Annotated in this window: 21 protein-coding genes and 2 pseudogenes; 7 read left to right on the forward strand and 16 right to left on the reverse strand. The window is 50.3% G+C overall.

Annotation, left to right across the window (positions count from 1 at the left end; all coding sequences use genetic code 11):
• Positions 1-44: 44 nt before the first annotated feature.
• A complete protein-coding gene (locus WMO29_RS04115) occupies positions 45-860 on the forward strand; it encodes a sensor histidine kinase (RefSeq protein WP_349164138.1) in 816 nt (271 codons plus the stop codon).
• A 15-nt stretch (positions 861-875) separates the two neighbouring features.
• On the opposite strand, the gene WMO29_RS04120 is transcribed toward WMO29_RS04115, so the two are convergent.
• Positions 876-1,391: an ATP-binding cassette domain-containing protein gene (locus WMO29_RS04120; RefSeq protein WP_349163880.1), complete on the reverse strand. Its 516-nt coding sequence runs from the start codon at positions 1,389-1,391 to the stop codon at positions 876-878.
• 47 nt (positions 1,392-1,438) lie between these two features.
• Here WMO29_RS04120 and WMO29_RS04125 point away from each other — a divergent pair, with 47 nt between their 5' ends.
• The 5 genes and pseudogenes from WMO29_RS04125 to WMO29_RS16725 all read left to right on the forward strand — a co-directional run.
• Positions 1,439-1,861 (forward strand): rhodanese-like domain-containing protein, encoded by a 423-nt coding sequence (locus WMO29_RS04125; RefSeq protein ID WP_349163881.1) that lies wholly within the window; start codon positions 1,439-1,441, stop codon positions 1,859-1,861.
• 2 nt (positions 1,862-1,863) lie between these two features.
• Positions 1,864-2,280: an RrF2 family transcriptional regulator gene (locus WMO29_RS04130; protein WP_349163882.1), complete on the forward strand. Its 417-nt coding sequence runs from the start codon at positions 1,864-1,866 to the stop codon at positions 2,278-2,280.
• A 12-nt stretch (positions 2,281-2,292) separates the two neighbouring features.
• Positions 2,293-2,613 (forward strand): thioredoxin family protein, encoded by a 321-nt coding sequence (locus WMO29_RS04135; RefSeq protein ID WP_349163883.1) that lies wholly within the window; start codon positions 2,293-2,295, stop codon positions 2,611-2,613.
• A 10-nt stretch (positions 2,614-2,623) separates the two neighbouring features.
• The gene (gene trxB, locus WMO29_RS04140) at positions 2,624-3,547 is read left to right on the forward strand and encodes a thioredoxin-disulfide reductase (RefSeq protein WP_349163884.1); all 924 of its coding nucleotides are present in this window, start codon (positions 2,624-2,626) and stop codon (positions 3,545-3,547) included.
• Positions 3,548-3,944: 397 nt separating this feature from the next.
• Positions 3,945-4,034 (forward strand): annotated as a pseudogene (locus WMO29_RS16725) (hypothetical protein); the annotation flags it as partial.
• A 98-nt stretch (positions 4,035-4,132) separates the two neighbouring features.
• Here the strand turns inward: WMO29_RS16725 and WMO29_RS04145 are convergent.
• From WMO29_RS04145 to WMO29_RS04185, 9 genes are all read right to left on the reverse strand, one after another.
• On the reverse strand, positions 4,133-4,738 hold the full coding sequence (locus WMO29_RS04145; protein WP_349163885.1) for a DUF5301 domain-containing protein: 606 nt from the start codon (positions 4,736-4,738) through the stop codon (positions 4,133-4,135).
• 45 nt (positions 4,739-4,783) lie between these two features.
• The gene (locus WMO29_RS04150; protein WP_349163886.1) at positions 4,784-6,406 is read right to left on the reverse strand and encodes a recombinase family protein; all 1,623 of its coding nucleotides are present in this window, start codon (positions 6,404-6,406) and stop codon (positions 4,784-4,786) included.
• A 107-nt stretch (positions 6,407-6,513) separates the two neighbouring features.
• Positions 6,514-6,699, reverse strand: coding sequence for a hypothetical protein (locus WMO29_RS04155; protein WP_004849804.1), 186 nt, complete (start codon positions 6,697-6,699; stop codon positions 6,514-6,516).
• Positions 6,700-6,969: 270 nt separating this feature from the next.
• Positions 6,970-8,316, reverse strand: coding sequence for a virulence-associated E family protein (locus WMO29_RS04160; protein ID WP_349163887.1), 1,347 nt, complete (start codon positions 8,314-8,316; stop codon positions 6,970-6,972).
• Positions 8,201-8,941, reverse strand: a complete 741-nt coding sequence (locus WMO29_RS04165; RefSeq protein ID WP_014079457.1) for a CHC2 zinc finger domain-containing protein — start codon at positions 8,939-8,941, stop codon at positions 8,201-8,203. Before WMO29_RS04165 ends, WMO29_RS04160 begins: the two co-directional genes overlap by 116 nt.
• 47 nt (positions 8,942-8,988) lie before the next feature.
• Positions 8,989-10,461, reverse strand: coding sequence for a MobQ family relaxase (gene mobQ / locus WMO29_RS04170; protein WP_074104019.1), 1,473 nt, complete (start codon positions 10,459-10,461; stop codon positions 8,989-8,991).
• Positions 10,462-10,463: 2 nt separating this feature from the next.
• On the reverse strand, positions 10,464-10,781 hold the full coding sequence (locus WMO29_RS04175; RefSeq protein WP_008816380.1) for a DUF3847 domain-containing protein: 318 nt from the start codon (positions 10,779-10,781) through the stop codon (positions 10,464-10,466).
• Between the two features lie 286 nt (positions 10,782-11,067).
• Positions 11,068-11,271: a hypothetical protein gene (locus WMO29_RS04180; protein ID WP_004614949.1), complete on the reverse strand. Its 204-nt coding sequence runs from the start codon at positions 11,269-11,271 to the stop codon at positions 11,068-11,070.
• 147 nt (positions 11,272-11,418) lie between these two features.
• Positions 11,419-11,643: a helix-turn-helix domain-containing protein gene (locus WMO29_RS04185; protein WP_005362423.1), complete on the reverse strand. Its 225-nt coding sequence runs from the start codon at positions 11,641-11,643 to the stop codon at positions 11,419-11,421.
• 302 nt (positions 11,644-11,945) lie between these two features.
• Between WMO29_RS04185 and WMO29_RS04190 the strand changes: the two genes are divergently transcribed.
• Positions 11,946-12,986 (forward strand): DUF6076 domain-containing protein, encoded by a 1,041-nt coding sequence (locus WMO29_RS04190; RefSeq protein WP_008816376.1) that lies wholly within the window; start codon positions 11,946-11,948, stop codon positions 12,984-12,986.
• 256 nt (positions 12,987-13,242) lie between these two features.
• On the opposite strand, the gene WMO29_RS04195 is transcribed toward WMO29_RS04190, so the two are convergent.
• From WMO29_RS04195 to WMO29_RS04220, 6 genes and pseudogenes are all read right to left on the reverse strand, one after another.
• Entirely contained in the window at positions 13,243-15,735 is a 2,493-nt protein-coding gene (locus WMO29_RS04195; RefSeq protein ID WP_064786962.1) for an ABC transporter permease, read from the reverse strand.
• A gap of 17 nt (positions 15,736-15,752) precedes the next feature.
• Positions 15,753-16,418 (reverse strand): ABC transporter ATP-binding protein, encoded by a 666-nt coding sequence (locus WMO29_RS04200; protein ID WP_005936003.1) that lies wholly within the window; start codon positions 16,416-16,418, stop codon positions 15,753-15,755.
• A gap of 182 nt (positions 16,419-16,600) precedes the next feature.
• Positions 16,601-17,632: a sensor histidine kinase gene (locus tag WMO29_RS04205; protein ID WP_064786964.1), complete on the reverse strand. Its 1,032-nt coding sequence runs from the start codon at positions 17,630-17,632 to the stop codon at positions 16,601-16,603.
• Positions 17,629-18,321: a response regulator transcription factor gene (locus WMO29_RS04210; protein WP_015533258.1), complete on the reverse strand. Its 693-nt coding sequence runs from the start codon at positions 18,319-18,321 to the stop codon at positions 17,629-17,631. Before WMO29_RS04210 ends, WMO29_RS04205 begins: the two co-directional genes overlap by 4 nt.
• 220 nt (positions 18,322-18,541) lie before the next feature.
• A pseudogene (locus WMO29_RS04215) lies at positions 18,542-18,658 on the reverse strand (helix-turn-helix transcriptional regulator); the annotation flags it as partial.
• A 121-nt stretch (positions 18,659-18,779) separates the two neighbouring features.
• Positions 18,780-19,712: a DUF4300 family protein gene (locus WMO29_RS04220; RefSeq protein ID WP_349163889.1), complete on the reverse strand. Its 933-nt coding sequence runs from the start codon at positions 19,710-19,712 to the stop codon at positions 18,780-18,782.
• Positions 19,713-20,208 lie beyond the last annotated feature (496 nt).

Genomic DNA, 20,208 nt, shown 5'->3' on the forward strand with positions numbered 1-20,208 from the left:
TCAGCGGACGCGCTCTCAAGCCCCTGCGCAGCTTTACCTCGCAGGTGGAGCAGGTACAGCTGAACAATCTTGCCGATATGAGGATCGATGAAGACGCCATTTCGGAGTTCCGGCAGCTGAGCCGCTCGTTCAACCAGATGCTGGAGCGGTTGAATAACGCCTTTGCCGCCCAGCGGCAGTTCACCGGCAACGCCGCCCACGAGCTGCGCACGCCGCTGGCACTGATGCAGGCGCAGTTGGAGCTGTTTTCCGCGGAGCACCCTGACGTGCTACCGGAGACTGCGGAGTTTCTCGCTCTCCTGCGGGAGCAGACTGAGAGGCTGACGCAGATGACCAAGACACTGTTGGAAATGAGCAATTTGCAGCAGGTGGCACGGAATGAGCGAATCCAGCTTGCCCCCATGGTCGAGGAGATCTTCACAGATCTCGCGCCGCTGGCGGAGAAGCGAAGCATCACGCTGACGGCGGAGGGTGACGGCATTATGACCGGCAGCGATGCACTGATCTACCGACTGATCTTCAACCTGACGGAGAATGCTGTCAAGTACAACCGGCCGGGCGGCTCGGTACGGGTTTCTGTCACTCAGGGGTTGGAAAAGCTCCTGCTCCGCGTCTCCGACACCGGCTGCGGCATCCCGGAGGTGTATCAGCGCAGTATCTTCCAGCCCTTCTTCCGGGTAGACAAGTCCCGCAGCCGCGAGTACGGCGGCGCGGGACTGGGACTTTCTCTGGTGTGGGAGATCGCCAATCTCCATGGCGGCTCCGTTTGGGTGGAGGAAAGCTCGGACAAGGGCACGACCATCGCGGTGGAACTGCCGGCAGGGACGGAAAGCGATTCTCTCAGCGTGGATATCCCATAGCGGCCCTTGGCGGTTTCATGATGATCGTTTTTCAACATCCACAATGTTATCGCAGCAACTCTCGATCAGCTCCCTGTCGTGGGTAATCACGGGAATGGTTCTGCCGTTCCGCGCTTCGCTTCTCAGCCTTTCCGCGATCAGGCGCATATTCTGCCCGTCAAGGCCGCTGGTGGGCTCATCAAGAATCAGTATCCTGCGGCCGGAAAAGATGCCGCAGTGATAGATCTCCCTGCGCCGGACTGCGGCTCTTGCTTTTTCCCCATCCATCAGAATATGTCCCCTTGTCTGCCTTGCCAGCCCGCAGATGATCTGCGCAAGGGTGGTTTTCCCCGCGCCGTTTTGTCCCGTTATGGCGGTCACTTTGCCTTTCGGAAAGGCGGGGAAAATATCATCGAAAATGACTTCCTTGCGTATTCTTTTCGAGAGCCCTGCTGTCCTCAAGACGGCAGGGCTTTCGTCCAATACGGAGGGAACGCCCCAAAAGCTGGCCCTAAGTACCTTGACAATTTTAACTGTATCTATTATAATCACAGTATAAACTGTATCAGCATCGAATACAGTTTCATTGGAGGTTGATTATGCGTCAGATATTACTTTTTACGGCACTTGCCACCTCGCTTGCGCTGCTGAGCGGCTGCACGCTGTCCAAGACAAAAGCGGATACGGCGGAGGACATGACAGGCAAGGCGGCGTATCAGAAGATCAGCGCCGAGGAAGCCTATGAGATGATGGCTTCGCAGGAGGTCGTGGTGGTGGATGTCCGCACCCGGGAGGAATACGACGGCGGGCATATTGAAAACGCCGTCCTTGTCCCCAACGAGAGCATCGGAAGCGAAATGCCCGAGACGCTGCCCGATAAGGAGGCGACGCTGCTGATCTACTGCCGTAGCGGCCGCCGCAGCAAGGATGCCGCCCAAAAGCTGCTGGCGTTAGGGTATCAGATCGTCTACGACTTCGGCGGCGTCATCGACTGGCCCTACGAGCTTGTGAAGGAGGGATAATTGTGGACAGTTCTTTTAATTTGGCCATCCACGCGCTGGTCTGCCTGAGCCACAGTGGACGATCACTCAGCAGCGAAGCGCTGGCGGAGAACATCTGCACCAACCCCACCCGCGTCCGCCGGGTGCTGGCGGGGCTGAAAAAGGCGGGAATGGTGGAGACTCGCGAGGGCTTGGACGGCGGCTACCGCCTGACGGCAGACCCGGCGAGCCTTACCCTACGGCGGGTGGCGGATGCGGTAAATACCCGCTTTGTGGACTGCGCGTGGCACAGCGGCGACATTGACCGGGACTGCGCCATTTGCTCCGGCATGGCGGGCGTGATGGACGCGCTGTACCGGCAGATGAATGAACAGTGCGCCGCGTATCTCTCGCGCATTACGATCACAGATATTGAAACACAACTTTTTGCACAGAAATAGGAGGATTTTACGATGCTTACCATTACGACCAACAGCTTTGAAAACGACGTTCTCCGCGCGGACAAGCCCGTGCTGGTGGACTTCTGGGCCCAGTGGTGCCCCTACTGCCGCCGCATTGCTCCGGCCTTCGACAAGGTGGGCGAGCAGTACGCAGACACGCTTATCGCCGGCAAGATCAACTACGACGAGGAGCCGCAGCTCATCGAGCGTTTCGGCATCGACACCATCCCCACGCTGATGCTCTTTAAGAGCGGCGAGGTGATCGGCTCTGTGGTAGCGCCCGGCTCCAAAGCCGCCATTGAGACATTTATCAAGGAAGCGCTTTCTCAGTAAGGAGACGACCATGGAAAAAGTTTATGATATGATCATCATTGGCGGCGGCCCCGCCGGATACACCGCCGCCCTGTACGCCGCTAGAAGCGGGCTTTCTACCCTGGTACTGGAAAAGCTCTCCGCCGGCGGGCAGATGGCGCTGACGGAGCAGATCGATAACTATCCTGGCTTTGAAAGCGGCATCGACGGCTTTACACTGGGCGAGAAAATGCAACAGAGTGCCGAGCGCTTCGGCACGGTGACGGAGCTGGCAGAGGTGTACAAGGTTAGCCTTTCCGGGAGGATCAAGACGCTGGACACCAGCGAGGGCGTCTTTCAGAGCCGCACGGTGGTCATCGCCACCGGCGCGTCGCCCCGCCCCTTGGGCATTCCCGGCGAGGATACGCTCACGGGAAAGGGCGTTCACTATTGCGCCGCCTGCGACGGCGCGCCCTATCGGGGCAAGACCGTGGCGGTGGTGGGCGGCGGCAACTCCGCCGCGGCGGATGCCCTGACCCTGTCCCGTATCGCCCAAAAGGTCTACCTCATTCACCGCCGGGACAGCCTACGGGCAACGAAGGTCTATCATGAGCCGCTGATGGCCGCGCCCAACGTGGAATTCTGCTGGAACAGCACCGTTTCCGCGCTGCTGCACGAAAGCCGCCTGACAGGGCTTCGGCTAAAAGACGTCAACACCGGCGCGGAGCGCGACCTTGCCTGCGACGGCGTGTTCATCAGCGTAGGACGCGCTCCGGCGACGGAGCTGTTCCGACGCGAGCTTGCACTGGACAAATCCGGCTACATCATCGCGGATGAATCCACCTGCACCAGCCTCCCCGGCGTGTTCGCCGCGGGCGATGTGCGCACCAAGGCGCTGCGGCAGGTGGTCACCGCCGTATCGGACGGCGCGGTGGCTGTCCACTACGCAGAGGAATATCTGGCGGAGAATCGGTAAAGGGGCTGCAAACGATCCTCTCATCGGCAGTTCCTGTCCGCAGGCAACACGATTGCGAGCCTTGCCTCATAGGGGTGCAGGGTAAGAGAATTTAAGGAGACAATATATGTAGCTGTTTTTAGGAATTTCTTCGATCATTTTTACAGGATTCAATTTGATTTGCTCTTTTAAAAGTAAGAATGAAAAATGGTTTAGATTCGGAGCCCTTTCTTTCACTGCATTGACCGTATGTTCCTTTTATTCAGGCGGAGCGATGCGTGTGCTAAATGAAGATTGGGGAGGCATGATGGATATTATGCCAACCATGAGCAAGGCTCTGTGGGTATGTGTAGGAATATCGATTTTATTAAACTCTGTTTCGCTCTTTAGAGAGAAATAACCACATCTCTATCCCAAGGACAACACCCCCGGCTGCACACGGCAGGTCTGTGCCTTTGCCGTAGCCTACGTGGAATTTGAAAAGCTGAACGCCAATGCTTGTATATGATGAAGAAGCAGACTAAAAATGACAGCTTCCCACTGTTACAGCAGAGCAAAGGAGTGCCCCAATAGGCACTCCTTTTTCATAGCTTGGTGGCTGCACCGCTAAAAAAAGGTTCCAAAGATTTCGGCGTATTGTTTTTCTTCTATTGAAAAGATTCCATTATAGGGTTGTTCTATAAAGAATCCGTTCTCATCCTCAAAGACGTAGACAGTACATCCGCTCAGCCCATCGGAAACCTCAAAGATAATCTTTATAAACTTGTCTGTCATTGGAGCGTCATTATAGCTTTCGCCCGACTTAATGCGCACTGTTGATAAGTTGGCGAACAGATCGTCTATTTCTCTTTTATCAGTAATCGTTTCTCTTTCATCATCACAAGAAATGCTCACTGAAATTACATCTGTCCTGTTTGAAAGCAAAAGGGCAGCATCCCTCTTTGTGTATTTCGATTGCGACATTGGCGCATAGTTCAACGCCATAATTGCAAAAATCAAAGCTACAAACACGAGCAGAGCAACAGCGATGATTTTCAGCACATGCCGCATCCGATGGTTTCTGATGGCAAGCTGCGTGTTGATGCGGGACAGTTCTTTTGCCAACCGGTCTGGCTCCTCTTCGTTTTCCACTTTGGTTACAAGAAGCTCGCTTACAGTCGTTTCAAGAATGACAGCAATTTTTATCAACTGTTCAGAATCGGGAACAGACATTCCCGTTTCCCTTAATTAAAGATATTATTGGGTAAAAAAGAAAGGTCAGTCGATTTTGCCGATGAAGCGGTAGTAGATTTCTACTTCCTGCTCACGGCTTCCGTCCTCGCCCTTGACAGCTTCGTGGACGGTTATTTTTTCAATTAGAGTGTTCAGAAGTTCGGCGGTCAGCTCCACAGGGTTGACATACTGTTTCATTAGGGCAATCCACTTTTCAGCATCCGCTGCGGTCTGTACGGCGGCTTCTATCGTTTCGTGAAGCTGTCTTATTTTTGTTTCAAGCTCCTTTTGCTCGTTCTGGTACTTCTCGGACAGCATATTGAAGTTATACTCGGTTATGCGTCCGGCAGACCAGTCCTCATACATTTTAGCAAACAGCCCGTCAACCTCGGCTTTACGCTTCTCTGCCTTTTTCAGCTCCGCAGCCTGCTTTTTCTTCGCAGAGTTTCTTTCCCTGTCGCTGGCATTGAGTAGCCGTTTCAGCAGCTTGTCCTCGTCTTTCTGTATCATCATAGACCAGTATTGCAGTCTTGCAAGCACATAGGCATACAGTACATCATAGCGGATATAGTGCATGGAACACTGGCGTAATCCCTGTCCGTACTTACTGCAATGGTAGTGTGCATAGGGATTTTTGTTCTGGCTGTTTACACCATAAGCCAATGACCATCCGCAGTCCGCACATTTTACCAGCCCGGAAAATATCTGCGTTGTGCCATTCTTCTGTCGTCTACGTCTGCTTGCAATCAGCTCCTGAACTTTTTGGAACACTTCTTCGGAAATGATGGCTTCGTGGGTATTTTCCACACGATACCATTCTTCCTGCGGCTTCCGCACCTTTTTCTTGTTCTTGAATGAAATGTTGCTCTGCTTGTTGTGAACACTGTGACCGATGTAGGTTTCCTCTTTCAAAATGCTCTTGACCTGTGCAATCGTCCACGCATAGGCTTTTTCTGTGGGCGCACCGGCGTAGATATTGGCGAAAGTCCCGTATCTTTCATAGTTCAGCCAGCCGGGGGTAGGTATTTTTTCCTCCACCAGAATCCGTGTAATGCTGGCGGCACCCCTCCCGTGTACGGCAAGGTCAAAAATCTTCTCTACAATCCAGCGTGTTTCCGGGTCGATCAGAAGATGCCCTTTTTTGTCCGGGTCTTTTATATAGCCCAGCGGTGCATAGGCTCCATAGTGTGCGCCATTGGCAAATCTTGTGTGCATGGCAGCCTTGACCTTTTTGCTGGTCTGTCGGGCGTGCATTTCATTCAGGATGTTTAAGAACGGGGCAAGCTCGCTTTCTCCGTTGATGGTGTCCACATTGTCATTGATGGCAATGTAGCGTACTCCCTTGCTGGGGAAATAGATTTCCGTGTACTGACCGGTCAGGATATAGTTTCTTCCCAGACGGGATAAGTCCTTTGTGACAACGCAGTTGATTTTCCCGTCTTCGATGTCATCAATCATCCTTTGGAAACTTGGACGCTCGAAATTTGTCCCACTCCATCCGTCGTCAATGTACTCGTCTACAACGGTCAGCCCATGCTCTGCGGCATACTGTCTAAGCATCATGCGCTGGGTCTGGATACTGCCGCTTTCCCCCTGTAATTCATCGTCACGGCTCAATCTCAAATATAGTGCAGTGTTATAAATCGTTGTATTGTATGGTTGTTTCACGGTTAAAAATCCTCCTTCTAAAAGAAACAACCCACGCTTATACAATACTCGCTGGTACAAGTATATCATAAGCGTGGGCTGATTGACAGTCGTTATTCCGTATTTTTTCAGGAAGCGGCGGCAGCGTGCTGGATCACATCTTCCAGCAGGCTGTCAAGCGGCTTCCCATCCTGTGCGAAATGCTCCGATACCTTGATACGGACTTTCCCCATGACAAAATACTGGGTGCCGTCTTTTTCGGTAAGCAGGGTGCCGCTGTTTTTGTTATTGCTCTCGTTTTTGCTTTTTGCCATAGGCAGTTACCTCCATAAATGAAATATGCCCGACAAGGGAATGTCAGACAGGTGTACAGCCGCAGACTGTCTCCGTGTCAACCAAACCGTGTCAACCGGCAGAAAAGACTTTGAAAACAATCCATAGGCGCTCTATTATTACTTTTTACTTTTTCTTTGATTTCTTGGTTGACATGGTTGACAAAGGAGAGAAATGCCCCAAATATCAGGCTTTTCCCCGTCAACCGGCTGTCAACCAAAGCGTCAACCAAACTGTCAACCGGTGGCTTTTCAGAATGGAAGTTCCATTTGCCGGGCTTCTTCTTCCGTGATTTCCTGAAAACCGTCCCCCTCCGGCGGAGCTTGGTTGACACGCTCCCAGCCTTTTTGAGAACCGTATTTCTTATACCGCTTCGGGCTTTTGTAGGCTACCCAGCCCTGTATGATGCCGCCCGCAATGCCGGTATTCATAATCTCGCAGATTGCCCGTGTCTCCCAGTCTGCCGGGGAATTTAAGTTCCCCAGCGCTTCCTCATAAAGCTGCTTGGAACATACCCTGTCGCCGGTGTAGTCCTCCAAATAGGCGTAGATCATGCCGGCCTGTGTGTCTTCCTGCATAAAGTCCTGCTGGTGGGCGTTCAGGTATCGGTTCATTTCCATGCTGAATGACAGCTTATACTTCCCACTGCGATAAACCGTCATGGCTTCCGCCCACATCTGTTCGATATACGCCCTCGCCGCCGCTTCATCGTCCAGTATGTGAACCTCCGCCCGTTCCGGGTACACCGTCACGGGGAGAAAGCGCCGGTTGCCGGTGCGGTCACGGGGCAAAAAGTCCTGCCGGTTGGTCGTCCCTCCAAATACACATTGCCGCAGCCGGTCTGCCGGATGTGTCTCATACGGCACTTTGTAGGTTTCTTTCTGGCGGCTTAAGAATGACTTGATTTCCTCAATACTCTTGGCGTTGGCTGTGGCAATCATCTCCGACATCTCGATAATCCAATGCCCTTGCAGCTTGCGGTACACATTTTCATCGTCCAGCTTTTTCAAATCGTCTGAAAACCATTCGTCCCTGCCTGCCAGCAGCCGGAAAAAGGTAGATTTCCCGGCTCCCTGACCACCACCACCAACCAGACAGAGCATGACCTCAAACTTGCTCCCCGGTCTGAATACCCGCCGGATGGCTCCCATCAGGAACAGTTTCAAGGCTTCATAGGTGTATTCGTCCGTATCGGCTCCCAGAAAGTGATGCAGGGCGTAACGGATGCGCTCTGTGCCGTCCCATTGCAGGCTGTTCAGGTAATCCCTGACTGGATGGTAGCGGTTTTCATTGGCAACAATCTTGATGGCGCTCTGCACCTTTTTCTCGCTGGTAAGCCCGTAATTTTCTTCCAGATACAAAAGCAGGTAGTTCATGTCCATGTCGGTCAGCGTGGTACTGGTGCGCTCCCAGCCCAGCGGCTTCACAATGTCAATCTGCTCCGTCAAAAGGTTCAGGCGCAGCGCCCCGCGAAACAGAGGGTCACGCTGGAACACCGTCAGGCAGTTTCGGATGCTGTTCTTCACGCCGCCTTTCTGCGTCCCCTCTAATGTTTCCCGGATTTCTGCCGGTGTCTGCGCCGGTTCCATTGTGTCCATCGTCCTTTTGACCGCTTCCTGCGTTTCCGGCGGCAAGCTCTGAAATTCGCTGTTCAAGCCGCAACACCTCCTTTCCCTGTGCGGCGATCAATGCCGCTTTTTCTTCTATTTCTCCGTATAACAAAATATCCAAAAGGTATTCTGTGTAGCTTATCCTCTGCAACGCTTCCACAAAAAGAGGATGCCAGATGGCATCCTGCGGCTGTGGGGCGTGTGCTGTTTTCCAATGCTCCAGCAGGCGCAGATAATCGCATAGCACCCGGAAACAATACCGTTCCGTTTCCTGAAATCTCTGCTCCGCTGATTTTTGTCGGGGCTGTGACCTGTTGTGACGCTTCCTATCTGGCGGCGCATTGCCGGATTTCTCATAGGAAACGCCGAAGTCCTCCGCAAGCCTGACCGCAGCTTCCCGTTTCCCCAATCCATGCAGCAAAGCGGCAAAGTCGATCACATCCCCGGAAGCCCCGCAGCCGAAGCAGTAAAAGCGGCTGTCCACTTTCATGCTGGGCGTGCGGTCATTGTGGAATGGACAGCAGACCATGCCGTTTCTCCCCACCCGGATTCCATAGAATGAAGCAGCCTGCCGGGTGGTAACAGACTGTTTCACCGCTTCAAATACATTCAAATGCTCCCTCCATAAAAATACTGGTAGCGGTAAAGCTGCCGGTTATATCATAGCTCCATCTCATGTTTCTTTCTCTGTACTGCCTGTGGCTGCTCCCTCCGGCGCAGTGCGGTATCTACGGCGTTCTGCACCTGCCGTAGCCGTATGACTTCCTCCCGGAGTGGCTTGTGCTGCGGAGACAGTTCGGCATACTCTGTTTTTAACTGTGCGTATTCCTGTTTCCATGCTTTCAGGGCAATGGGTTTTCCGTCCAGTTTTTCTTTCAAAATACGGCGGGCGGCATAAAACAGCCGTAACTCCGCATCGTGGGATGTTTCAAATTTCTCCCTCTGTTTCTTAAACTTGATATTGTTCAATTCCGTATGGACAGGTTTTAGCCGCTGGTAATTCTCGCCCTCCCGTATCAATTCCTGCAATTCCTTTATCCGGGCAGATTTCTTTTTCATGGAGTCGCTTAACGCTTCAAATTCTTCGTTGACAGAGGAAAGACGCTCCTGCAAATCCTCTAATGTGAGCAGCTTGTTTTCCGTCAGATAATTGACGGCTTCGGCAAACTGCTTTAAGTTTCCGGTTCTGGCTTTATTGCTCCATGCCCCTGCGTTGCGCTGGTTGTAATAAGCGATCAACAGGTCGGCAAGGCTCGGTGTCTGCGGTTTGGAAAGTTCTTCTTTTACCTCTGCCATCCAGACAAACAGGGCTTTGATCTTCTTCCTCACATCCTGCATGAGCCGGTTGGTGGCTTTAATCCAGCGGTTCAGTTCCCCTTTCTCGGTGCGGATGCCCTTTGCTTCCATCTGCCGGACATTAGCTCCCTCGTGGACAGTAGGTATCAGGTCAAGCCCCTGCCGCACATAGGAACGGTGGTCGATACGCACATCCAGCCCTTTTTCCTCAAATTTTGTATTAACGGCAGCCGCCCACTGCTCCCGCCAGTGTTCCAGCGTTTCCGGCTCATGCCAGTCTGTTGTATGGACAGCGTTAAACATATAATCGCCGTTTTTATCCCGGATTCGGTTTCCATCTTCATCAAGAAGATATTCCCGACGCTGTTTTTGTCCCCATGTGCCATCCGGGTTCAAAGGGCGCATGGTTGTCATCACATGAAAATGCGGGTTAGGGATGCCGCCGTCCTCTTTCTCCGGGCTGTGAAAAGCAAGGTCGGCAATCATGCCTTTTGTCACAAACTGCTCCTGTACGAACTTCCTCGCCAGCTCCATGTTTTCTTCCAGCGTCAATTCATTCTGCATGGCAATATCAAAGGAATAGGCAAGCTGTGCTTTTGGATGTTTCTCGCAGTTCTCCACAGCATTCCAGAGGGTCGCCCGGTCAAGATATATTTCCGGCGCATGGGGCGGCAGCATGATTTCCGAAGCGATCACGCCGCCCTTTTTGGTGTAGTCGCTGACTTCTCCATAGTAGCTGCTGTAAAGACGCTCCCCGGCTCGATAGGCTGCGCTGGCAATGGCGCTCTGACCGGCGCTGCGCTTGATCTGTGCGATTGAAAAATGATAAAGTGCTATCCTTAGTCACCGCCTTTCTCCTGCCCGGAAATACGGGCGTGGTTCTCTGTGGCAGACCGGATGAAATGCTCCGCCTGCGGCAGATTCAAAATGCTTTCCATGAGGGAATAAAATTCCGCTTCGGATAGCTCCTTTGTCTGTGGTGCAATGCTCTCAATAGCTGCCCCACGGGTAATCAGCCGGTGCGTCCTCTGTTTCCGGGAACCGCTTTCCAGATACGCCTGCCGGTTTTTCAAACGCTGCATTTTCCGTTTTTCCTGTTCCAGCAGGACAGTGGTTTTTTCATATTCCTGCTTCAACTGTTCCAAAGATTTTTCCATGTTCTCACATCCTTTGCTGATAAGATAAAGAAAGACCATCCGCAGACAGTCCGTGTGTCAGTGCTTCTATAAAACCCGATGAAAAGGGAAAACCGCAGAGCGGATTTCTCTTTGCGGCGGGTACACAGGGGATAGCCGCTTTAGCGGCGCAAGGGGGTGTAGCCACCTTGTCGGAGCGAAGCGAACGCAGACCTCGGATTGCTGATTTTATCAGCGGCAGAGGTAAGCTCCGCAGGACGCACGATACATGGTCTTTAGACTATGTATAGAAGTGCGCCCTTAGTTCCTAAGGGATTTTGCCGTTTCCGGCAGTCTTGTCCTTTTTCTTGGAACGCTTGGAAAGATACTTCGGGCAGTCAACCACAACCGCCCGGAAGCTCTGTTTACATTCGTGCTGGCATTTCCGGCACAGTTCGTTGTAAGTGATACGGCTGCGGTCATTTAAGAAGAAAGACCATTCCAACCGCCGCTTGTTACTCATTCTTGCCATAACCGGCTCCTTTCTCCGTTTCTATCTGATGTACGCAGATAGGCTGTTTTGATGTAGCGTCTCGGTATCATTTTTAAGTTTTTTTCCCTCTGTATGCCCCTTTGGAAAGTGCGGCAGTATTGCAAGTCAGGGAATGATACCTCACGCTTATTTGTCGCTTCCCGGTACGGTTTCGGAGCCTTTTGCCATCCATTCAAAGAAAGCAATTTTGCTGACCTTGATAAGTCTGCCCCTGCGGAACGCTGGAAAGCCGGGTGTGTGTACCAGCTCATAGGCGCTCGCTCTTGAAATTCCCATAATCCGCTGAATGTCCGCCACATCCAGAACCAGCGGTAAATCCTCGTAGCTGTTCAATCTCTTTTTATCGTTCATTCTGTTCCTCCCATAAATCAAATAGGTTAAAATGCTTCCTGTTGCCGTTCTCCCCAAAAGCCGTTTTCCTGCCCCATTCCTGCGGTGTTTCCCTGCATTGGTGCGCCGAATGCGTCACTTCTCCTGCCGGTCATATCCCTTTTGGACGGTCATTCACTTGTCAAGGTACTGTGCGGTACGAAATTACCAACCGCAATCATCATAGCGTACTATCCTTGACAAAACAATGATTCTGCGATACCATGAGTGTAACGGATATAACTGAATTATATAATTACCATAAACAAAGGCAGGGGATAGGGATGGAGAATCAGTTTATACGGCATGAGCCATGTTTTGAGAGGATTTTGTTTGTCCTGACGCTGGACAGGAAGAAAATGAAAGAGCGGATTTTGATTGGGGAAGAACAGCAGATCCGCTTCCGTCTGAACGGGAGCCAAAACGCAGAGGTGCTTTGTGATATGACACGCCCACTGGGAACTTTTTTGATAAACTTTGAGCGTGACACGGACAGAGACTGGAACTTATACGGGCTTTCTCCGCTGCGGCAAGCTCTCCACTCCAACCGATGGAAACAGCCGGAGCTGGAGCAGGCGGCAAGCGAATTTCTTTGGGAGAAATATCTTAGCAACGACCCTCTGAAAATGTATGTGGCGTTCCGTATCTGGAACAGCTATCTGCTTGCCAGAGAACCCCGTGACCGTAACGCTGCCTGTGACCGCTTCATGGATAAAATGAGCAGACTGACCGGGGTATTCCAAAACGAAACCATGAGCTTTGACAGGGAGACAGGAAAACCGAAACAATTTCAAGCTGGCAGCCTTTATTTCAAAGGCGCACCGTCAGAAGATACCCGGCTTGACCTCTGGTTCCCGGACAACCGGCGCACAGAAGAATGTGTGTCTGCCTATGCGTCCCTCTACCCGTTGATTACCTATTATCTGAACAGGCTGAATGACTGGGGGCTTTGCTTCCGGCGGTGCAAGGTCTGTGGAAAATATTTTCTGGCAAAGAGCCAGCGGTATGAGCTGTGCAGCGACAAGTGCCGAAAAGCACAGGCGCTTCAAAACAAGCGGGAATTTGACGAGAGGTCAAGAGAAAATAACTATGACCTGCTTTATAAAAATGAATGCCAGAACTGGCGCAACAAAATAAACCGGGTAAAAAATACCGCAGGCTTTCCGGCTGACCGTCTGGAAAAAATACAGGCTTCCTTTTCCGACTTTAAGAAAGAAGCCTTACAGAGAAAAAAGGCTGTAAAAACAGGAACGGCCAGCCCGAAAGAATTTACGGACTGGCTGTATCAGCAGAGTAATGTAATTGTTGAGCTGACCGAGATATGAAAAACTTTCTATCGTCAATTTCGCATTATTGCAATAACAGATTGCTTCTTCCATGAATGGTAATATTATCATCAAACTTTTGGAAGAACTATAAATGTCCGAGGCGTCTTTGATTTCGACAGAAAAACAGGCTGAATTGTTACAAAGCTCGGACATTTCAAAAGAATTTTTTGAAAAATACTAAAGAAGCGGAGCAGCTAAAATCTGCTCCGCTTCGATATGATTGATCTAAGGATGTTTTGCTATTTGATTAAACTCACTCTGTCAACCGCAATCGCTCCACAACTGGAAGGTTAACGTCAGTTTTGTAGACCCATATAGGCACAATAAGGCAGATTAGCAACACCAGTCCAGACACCAGCACCAGTGGGATAAATGGATAGGAGAAAACAGCATAATAGGCCACTTTACTAAAAATCATATATAGCAAGATGAAGATTGCTGTTCCAATGGTGACTGCAAGGGAAAGGGAAACACCCCAATAATAGAAACCTTCCATAAATAGCATTCGTTTGATTTGTCGCTTTGTCATTCCAATGCTTTCAAGAACAGCTAATTCATAGCGCCGAGTATTTACATTGACAACCATTGTATTGACAAAGTTCATGACACCAACAAGCAGCAGGATCACGGACAACCCTGTTCCTAAAACCTTTGCTGTAATGAGATATTCCTGCATTTCTTCTCGCCGTTCATATCGGGATATAATATCAATGTTAGCTTGTGATGCGGTGATTTGCTTTAATTCTTGCAGTATACTTTCGTCATGTTGACCATCCGTATCAAAGGCCACGCGGAACACTCTATATTGCGGAAAGAGTTCTTTCAAAGCTGTTTGACTAATATACAAATCAGGAGCCGTCCCTCTCTCATTGCCTCCTCCTGCTCGAAACCCTTCATTCAAATAACCGTTCGCTACAATAAAGGAATGCTGTCCGTTCTGCGTCTGGATTGTTATTTCCTGCCCTGGCTGAATAAGGCCTTCTACTGTTTTGGACAGCAGCACAACCTTTCCTTGTTCAAAGGCAGACGTGTCAATAGGCAAGTTTAAGGTTTTATTGATTTCTTCCAAATATGCACTGTCAATTCCAAAAACCCCGCTAAAAAAGTTTTGCTGATAATTTTCTAATTTTGCCGGATCAGAAAAATCAATGCCGTTTACTCCGTCTAATGACGCAAGAAACTCGTGAAATACAGCATCGTCATATACAACATCTGCTGCTACTTGAGGATAAGGTGCATAGGTCAACCTCAAATTCTCAATGCCGTCAAGCTGACCAATCTCTGAAACCATTTCGCTGGAAATTAAATCTTCTCTTTCGTGGATACTATATGTGAGTGCAAAATCGCTTACTCCCCATTGGCTCACATAATTCTCCGGGCTTAAACCATGTAATAGCCCTGTGACGACAAGGAACAAGGAAAGGCCGAAAAAAAGCGATGCAAAAACAAGGGTTGTACTCTTAGCATTACGAAAGACATTGTTCCATGCCATTCTGGACAACTTCATTTTGCTACAATTTCTGGCGCTGCTCTTTGTGCTGGCTGCTGTATATTGGAGTGCTGCTATTGGTGAAACACTTCCGGCAATTTTGGCGGGCTTCATGCTTGCAATCATAACGGTAATGAACGTAAATATGGCCGCTCCTATGAAAATAAACGGCGAAAAAGATACTTTTGTTCCCACATCAGAATTTGTTGAATACATCATATTCAGGAAGTAAGGAACAATGCCAAAGGAAACAACCGCACCAAGTAACAGGCCAATCGGAATACCAATACAAGAGATTCTGATTGCCTGCTTATAGATAATTCTCTTTATCTGCCTTTGGGTCGTTCCAATCGTTTTAAGACGGCCATAGAATTGCACATCTTTTACGACAGAGACATAAAGAATATTATAAATCAGCAGATAGCCGCTAAAGGATATAAAAACTGCTAAAATTATTACAGCTAAAATAATAGTTCCACCATTTGCCTGTTCTAATGGTACAATTTCAAATGTTTGCCCTTCTGTAAAGTCAATCTCACGCCGCAATCTTTCACAGTTTTTGTCAGCATTATCATTGCCTTGAAAACGGATCATTGCCGTAACACTATTATCCAGTGATACATTTAAGCTATCCTTAAAAGCGGATGAAACATAAACATAACCACGATTATTTGTGCGCATTGGAATGTAGTCCGTATAGTAGCCCGACAGCAAAAAGGTGTCCGTGACATAATCATAGCTATCGCCAATTTGGTATGACAACACAATTTCCATCCCTATTTGTGGATCAGAAATACCCATCTGTTCAAGCACCCATGTAGGCAACATGATTTCGCTTTTACTTAACGGATAATTTCCTACAACACCTGATATAGTAGGAAGACGGTGGTGTTCCCACTCTGTATCATTTATCCATACTACACCTAATCTTGCGTTTCTCAGTTGTTCTGTATCAACACTGCCTAAACGCTGCTGTATGCCTACGTCAAGTACAAGACTTGATTTTGAAATCTCAACCAACTGTTCTTCCGTTACATTTGTGATTCCGGCATCTGCGGTAGTTCCCATTAAGCGGATTTGTTGCATTTGGTAGGTTTCAAAGTAACTAAAGCCAATACTGAATGTCGCAGTTATCATAAATGCAGTTAGTGCCAGAGCAATGATTGCAAATAAATTACGCTGCCGTTCATGGTGCAAACTGCGCTTTGCCAGTTTCTTTTCAATGTTACTGGTATCATTTTCAAAAGGCCATGTCATAGTCTGCCACCCCCTACTTATTCCACAATTTTGCCGTCCTCAATGCGGACAATCCGATCTGCAAGACGGGCAATATCGTTGTTGTGGGTAATCATCACAACGGTTTGCCGGAACTCCGCACTGGTGCGCTTGATAAGCCCCAGCACCTCGGCGCTGGTCTTGCTGTCAAGGTTACCGGTCGGCTCGTCGGCCAGCACAATAGCCGGTTTGGTAATCAGGGCGCGTGCAATCGCCACACGCTGCTGCTGTCCGCCGGAAAGATTATTCGGCATATTTTTCAGTTTATCTTCCAGCCCCAGCAGGTGAACGATCTCGTCCAAAAACTTCTGATCCACCGTGTCCCCGTCCAGCTCCACCGGCAGGACGATGTTCTCATACACATTCAGAATAGGAACAAGGTTATAGTTCTGGAAGATAAAGCCGATGTTGCGGCGGCGAAAGATGGTAAGCTGTTCATCGTTCTTCTTTGCCAGTTCTTCGCCCCGGACGATCACGGTTCCGCTGGTGGGAGTGTCCAGCCCGCCCATCATGTGAAGCAGGGTGGACTTGCCGCTACCAGAGGTTCCCACAACAGCCACAAACTCGCCGTCCTCCACGGAGAAATTTACGCCGTCAAGGGCGCGGGTAATGTTCGGTTCTGTACCGTAATACTTTTTCAGGTCAATCGTCTGTAAAACGCTCATATTCAAAACTCCTTTCAAGGCTTCCTACCTGTTGATAAGTGTATTGTAAAACCCAAATGTCCGCGAAATGTTACAGCGGCTAAAAAAATTCATTGAAAATTGAGGTGAAATGTTACAACGCTCGGACATTTCATTTTATCTCTGCACCTCGGGCCAACTTGACCCGAAGCAGAAAGTTTCTCTCAACGCAAGGGAAGCATAATGGAAAATTCCGAACCCTTGCCCGGCTCCGAAACCACTTTGATATAGCCGCCCTGCCGCGTTACGATCTCGCGGGCCAGATACAGGCCAATGCCCACACCCTGCTGTTCGTGTACTTCTTCCTCACGATAGAAGCGCTGGAAGATAGCGGCCTGATTGCTTTCGGAAATGCCCTTGCCAGTGTCGGTCACTTTGATTTCCACATACATTTCCCACAGCACCACAGACACAGCGATTTTCCCGCCTGCCGGGGTGTACTTCACCGCATTGTCCAGCAGGTTAAAGAGGGCTTCCGATGTCCACTTGCTGTCATGGGAAACGGTCAAATCCTCCGGGCAGTCCACGGACACGGCGATTTCCTTTTTCTCCGCTGCATACACGATCCCACTCATGGCCTGTGCCACGGTATCAAAGAGGCGGCCCGGTTTCTTGTCCAACTGGATCACGCCTGTTTCCAGACGGGAGGTTTTCACAAGGGCCTGAAAGAGAAAGTCCAGCTTATCCGTCTGGCTGCGGATTCCCCGGATAAAGTCGGTGCGCTCTGCCTCGGCCATAGGCTTTTCCAGCAGGGTGTCCGTCGCCATTTTCAGATTGCTTACCGGCGTTTTCACCTGATGGGAAATATCCGATACAAGGGTCTGTAACTCCTGCCGTTCCTCGTCCACCCGGCGGCGGTTCTCCTGCATGATCTGGTAAAGCCTTGCCAGCCGGTGTCCGATTCTGGCAAGCTGGGTTTCGCTGTCCTCTGGCCGCTGGGGCGCTTCATTTCCGGCGATCATGTGGTCTAAGGTCTGGCACAGGTCAGTGGTAAACTGCGACAGTCGCTTTCCAAACGCCTGCGTCAGTACAAAAATCCCTACAATGGCGCACAGCAGCAGCGCCCCGCCTGTCAGCAGCACCGCAATCTGTTTTGTCACAAGAAAAAGAGCTATGGTGATCCCGGACATGGAGAGGACAAGCTCCATTGCCACCCGGCCAAACAGCCGCTTTACCGAGAGGTTTTGAAACTTCATTTTACCTCGCCTCCCGTCCATTGATACCCCATGCCGTAAACGGTCTTGATGTAGGGTGCGCCGCCGTCGGCTTCAATCTTGCTGCGAATACGGCTGATGGAGGTTGTCAGGGTGTGTTCGTCCACAAACCGCTCGTCTATATCCCACAGCTTTTCCAAAAGCTGCCCACGGGTCAGCACTTGCCGGGGATTTTTACGAAACAGGTTCAGCATTTTGTACTCCATCGGGGATAGAGTCAGGGGCTTGCCGTTTAAGGAAGCCGTCTGCTCCGAGAAGTCCAGAAACAACCGCCCGTCGTCGTAAATGTCCTTGGCCGGTTTGTGGTGTTCCAGCATGGCGAACATGGCTTTGATTTTCCGCTGCAAGGCCCCGATCACAAAGGGCTTTGTGATGTAGTCCACCGCGCCCACCTCATAGCCCCGTATCTGGTCGCTCTCCTGATCGTTGGCGGTCAGGAATATTACGATGGTGTCCGGGTGCTGGGGCTTTATCAGCTTGCACAGTTCAAAACCGTTCCCGTCCGGCAGGTTGATGTCCAGCAGCACTAAATCAAATTCCCGCTGGCGGATGGCTTCGGCTGCGGTTCTGGCATTTAGGGCAGAAGTCACGCCGTAGCCGTCTGCGGTCAGGTTATAGTCTAACATCTTATTCAAAAAACTGTCGTCCTCGACAATTAAAATCTGCTCCATATTCTCACTTCCTTTGCTTTTTGCAGATAGTATAACAGGCAAATGTCCGAGAATTGTTACAAGGACAAATATATTTATCATTTTACAGCTTTTTTATGTGTACTGCAATTTTATAAAAGAAAGGACAGCAGTATCATCAAATTGCTGTCCTTGCGGTTTATTATAGCTGGTAGTGTATAAGCGTGGGTTCATCATATTTGGTGTGGTATCTTTAACTATGGGAAACTCCTTTTTCCCATTTTGAAATGGTCTGTCTGACAACATGAAGGCGTGATGCCAATTCCTCCTGCGAAAGACCTCGCTCCTTTCGCTTCAACCGAAGATTTTCATGAAGCACGGAAATACCCCTCCTTCCCCTAAAGACTTCATGCATAGTTTAACAGAAACAGGGCCATTGCGGCAAGCAACGCAAATTAACATTCTATGATTTGAAGTCACTTGGCAGCAACGCGCAGTCCTTAGTCGATCGCGGAGCTTCCTCTATCCGGGTTTGGACGCCAGCCGTCCATAAGCTCGTCGTTCTCCATGATAAAGGGGCTCGCCGTATCCTGTCCCCATGAGGTGTCATATTTCCCCATAAGGTAATCGCTCAGTGCCGTTCGGTCGGCAAAGCGCAGCATCCGGTACGGCTCCTGAAAGGCAACCTTTTCTACAAAGTACAGCGTTCCGTCCTCCGCCGTCAAAAGTACGCCAACATGCCCGACAAACAGCAGAGATTCCTCCTCGGTCGGCTTATCATGGAAGAATACCGTGATGAGGTGGATCCGTTCATTCTCCCGAAAGGTAACGCCGCGGGAAGCCCATTCCTCTTGTACGGTTTGTACATGACGCTTGATCTCCGTGGTATCCTCCGCCTTCATGGAGGAATACAGTGCGCGGAAATCTGCAAGGCTGCTTCCGCCCAGCGCATCAGGATCTGTTTTCAGCGTTTCCTCGTCCACAAACAGCACAGCTTCACCGGTATTGATTTGAGAGTCCGCGCTCACGGAGAGGAAGTCCCCAAACAGGTTCATGGCGGTGATCCGGCAGTTATAGCCCGGGAACATTCCGTTCTTCGCCGTCCATTCGTCCTGCATCGCGTAAGGGTCATATTTCGTATACAGCAGCTCCGCTTCCTCAAAGCCATCCGTAAGCCATTCCTGCTTCACGCTGTCATTAAAGCGGTCCACACGGCGGAAAAAGCCCTGAATACGCCCGTCTGCCACGCCTGCGTCGGAGAGCAACTCCTGCAAAAGCTCCCTCGATTCGCTGTCGTTCAGGTTCGTGTACTCGATTTTATTTACTGCCGGCTGCAGTTCAGAAAAATCTCCACTTCTTCCACAGCCTGCAAATACAGAGACGCCAAGAAGCGTGCATAACGCAAGTGCTGCTGTCTGCTGGTTCAATTTCATCTATTTTGATCTTCCTTTCTTCGTCTGCAAAACTCTTCATGCTGCTTAGGATACCTCTTAGCGCATAAGATCTTCTATCATTGCCACCGCATTGAGGGCAGCGACATAGCGAAGGGATTCTTAACGCATCCGCGAATTTGTTCTCAATGGTCTTCAACCATCGGTGCGGCGCAGTCGCTGTAACGGGCGCAGATGGCGCATTCGTGCAGACCTCTTTCGCCATGACTTTGACATCTCGCTTTTCCCGCAAGAGCATCTGTGTATAGCCTTTCCCGACATTCGTCCGTCCCATACCTTCGTACTCCATAAATAATTCACAAGGGCAGACACCATTTTCCCCCATGATGACGCTTCGCTTTCAGCCTTACTCTGTGTGCCGATTATTTCTTGCATCCCTAAGCACATGGTACTGTAAAGGGCTCACGCTGCATCGCCGCTCTTGATGTAGGCGGCAAGAATGGCAATAAACTCCGAAGGAAGAGGCTCCCGCTTCAAG

Origin of the sequence: Laedolimicola intestinihominis (assembly GCF_040096155.1) — a bacterium.
Lineage (GTDB): Bacteria > Bacillota > Clostridia > Lachnospirales > Lachnospiraceae > Laedolimicola > Laedolimicola intestinihominis.

What these genes read in the sequence shown, in the direction of transcription:
- WMO29_RS04125 (WP_349163881.1), top strand. Translation starts at nt 1,439, where the DNA reads ATGCGTCAGATATTACTTTTTACGGCACTTGCCACCTCGCTTGCGCTG.
- WMO29_RS04135 (WP_349163883.1), top strand. Translation starts at nt 2,293, where the DNA reads ATGCTTACCATTACGACCAACAGCTTTGAAAACGACGTTCTCCGCGCG.
- trxB (WP_349163884.1), top strand. Translation starts at nt 2,624, where the DNA reads ATGGAAAAAGTTTATGATATGATCATCATTGGCGGCGGCCCCGCCGGA.
- WMO29_RS04145 (WP_349163885.1), bottom strand. Translation starts at nt 4,738, where the DNA reads ATGTCTGTTCCCGATTCTGAACAGTTGATAAAAATTGCTGTCATTCTT.
- WMO29_RS04155 (WP_004849804.1), bottom strand. Translation starts at nt 6,699, where the DNA reads ATGGCAAAAAGCAAAAACGAGAGCAATAACAAAAACAGCGGCACCCTG.
- WMO29_RS04160 (WP_349163887.1), bottom strand. Translation starts at nt 8,316, where the DNA reads ATGGACACAATGGAACCGGCGCAGACACCGGCAGAAATCCGGGAAACA.
- WMO29_RS04175 (WP_008816380.1), bottom strand. Translation starts at nt 10,781, where the DNA reads ATGGAAAAATCTTTGGAACAGTTGAAGCAGGAATATGAAAAAACCACT.
- WMO29_RS04180 (WP_004614949.1), bottom strand. Translation starts at nt 11,271, where the DNA reads ATGGCAAGAATGAGTAACAAGCGGCGGTTGGAATGGTCTTTCTTCTTA.
- WMO29_RS04185 (WP_005362423.1), bottom strand. Translation starts at nt 11,643, where the DNA reads ATGAACGATAAAAAGAGATTGAACAGCTACGAGGATTTACCGCTGGTT.
- WMO29_RS04190 (WP_008816376.1), top strand. Translation starts at nt 11,946, where the DNA reads ATGGAGAATCAGTTTATACGGCATGAGCCATGTTTTGAGAGGATTTTG.
- WMO29_RS04195 (WP_064786962.1), bottom strand. Translation starts at nt 15,735, where the DNA reads ATGACATGGCCTTTTGAAAATGATACCAGTAACATTGAAAAGAAACTG.
- WMO29_RS04200 (WP_005936003.1), bottom strand. Translation starts at nt 16,418, where the DNA reads ATGAGCGTTTTACAGACGATTGACCTGAAAAAGTATTACGGTACAGAA.
- WMO29_RS04205 (WP_064786964.1), bottom strand. Translation starts at nt 17,632, where the DNA reads ATGAAGTTTCAAAACCTCTCGGTAAAGCGGCTGTTTGGCCGGGTGGCA.
- WMO29_RS04210 (WP_015533258.1), bottom strand. Translation starts at nt 18,321, where the DNA reads ATGGAGCAGATTTTAATTGTCGAGGACGACAGTTTTTTGAATAAGATG.
- WMO29_RS04220 (WP_349163889.1), bottom strand. Translation starts at nt 19,712, where the DNA reads ATGAAATTGAACCAGCAGACAGCAGCACTTGCGTTATGCACGCTTCTT.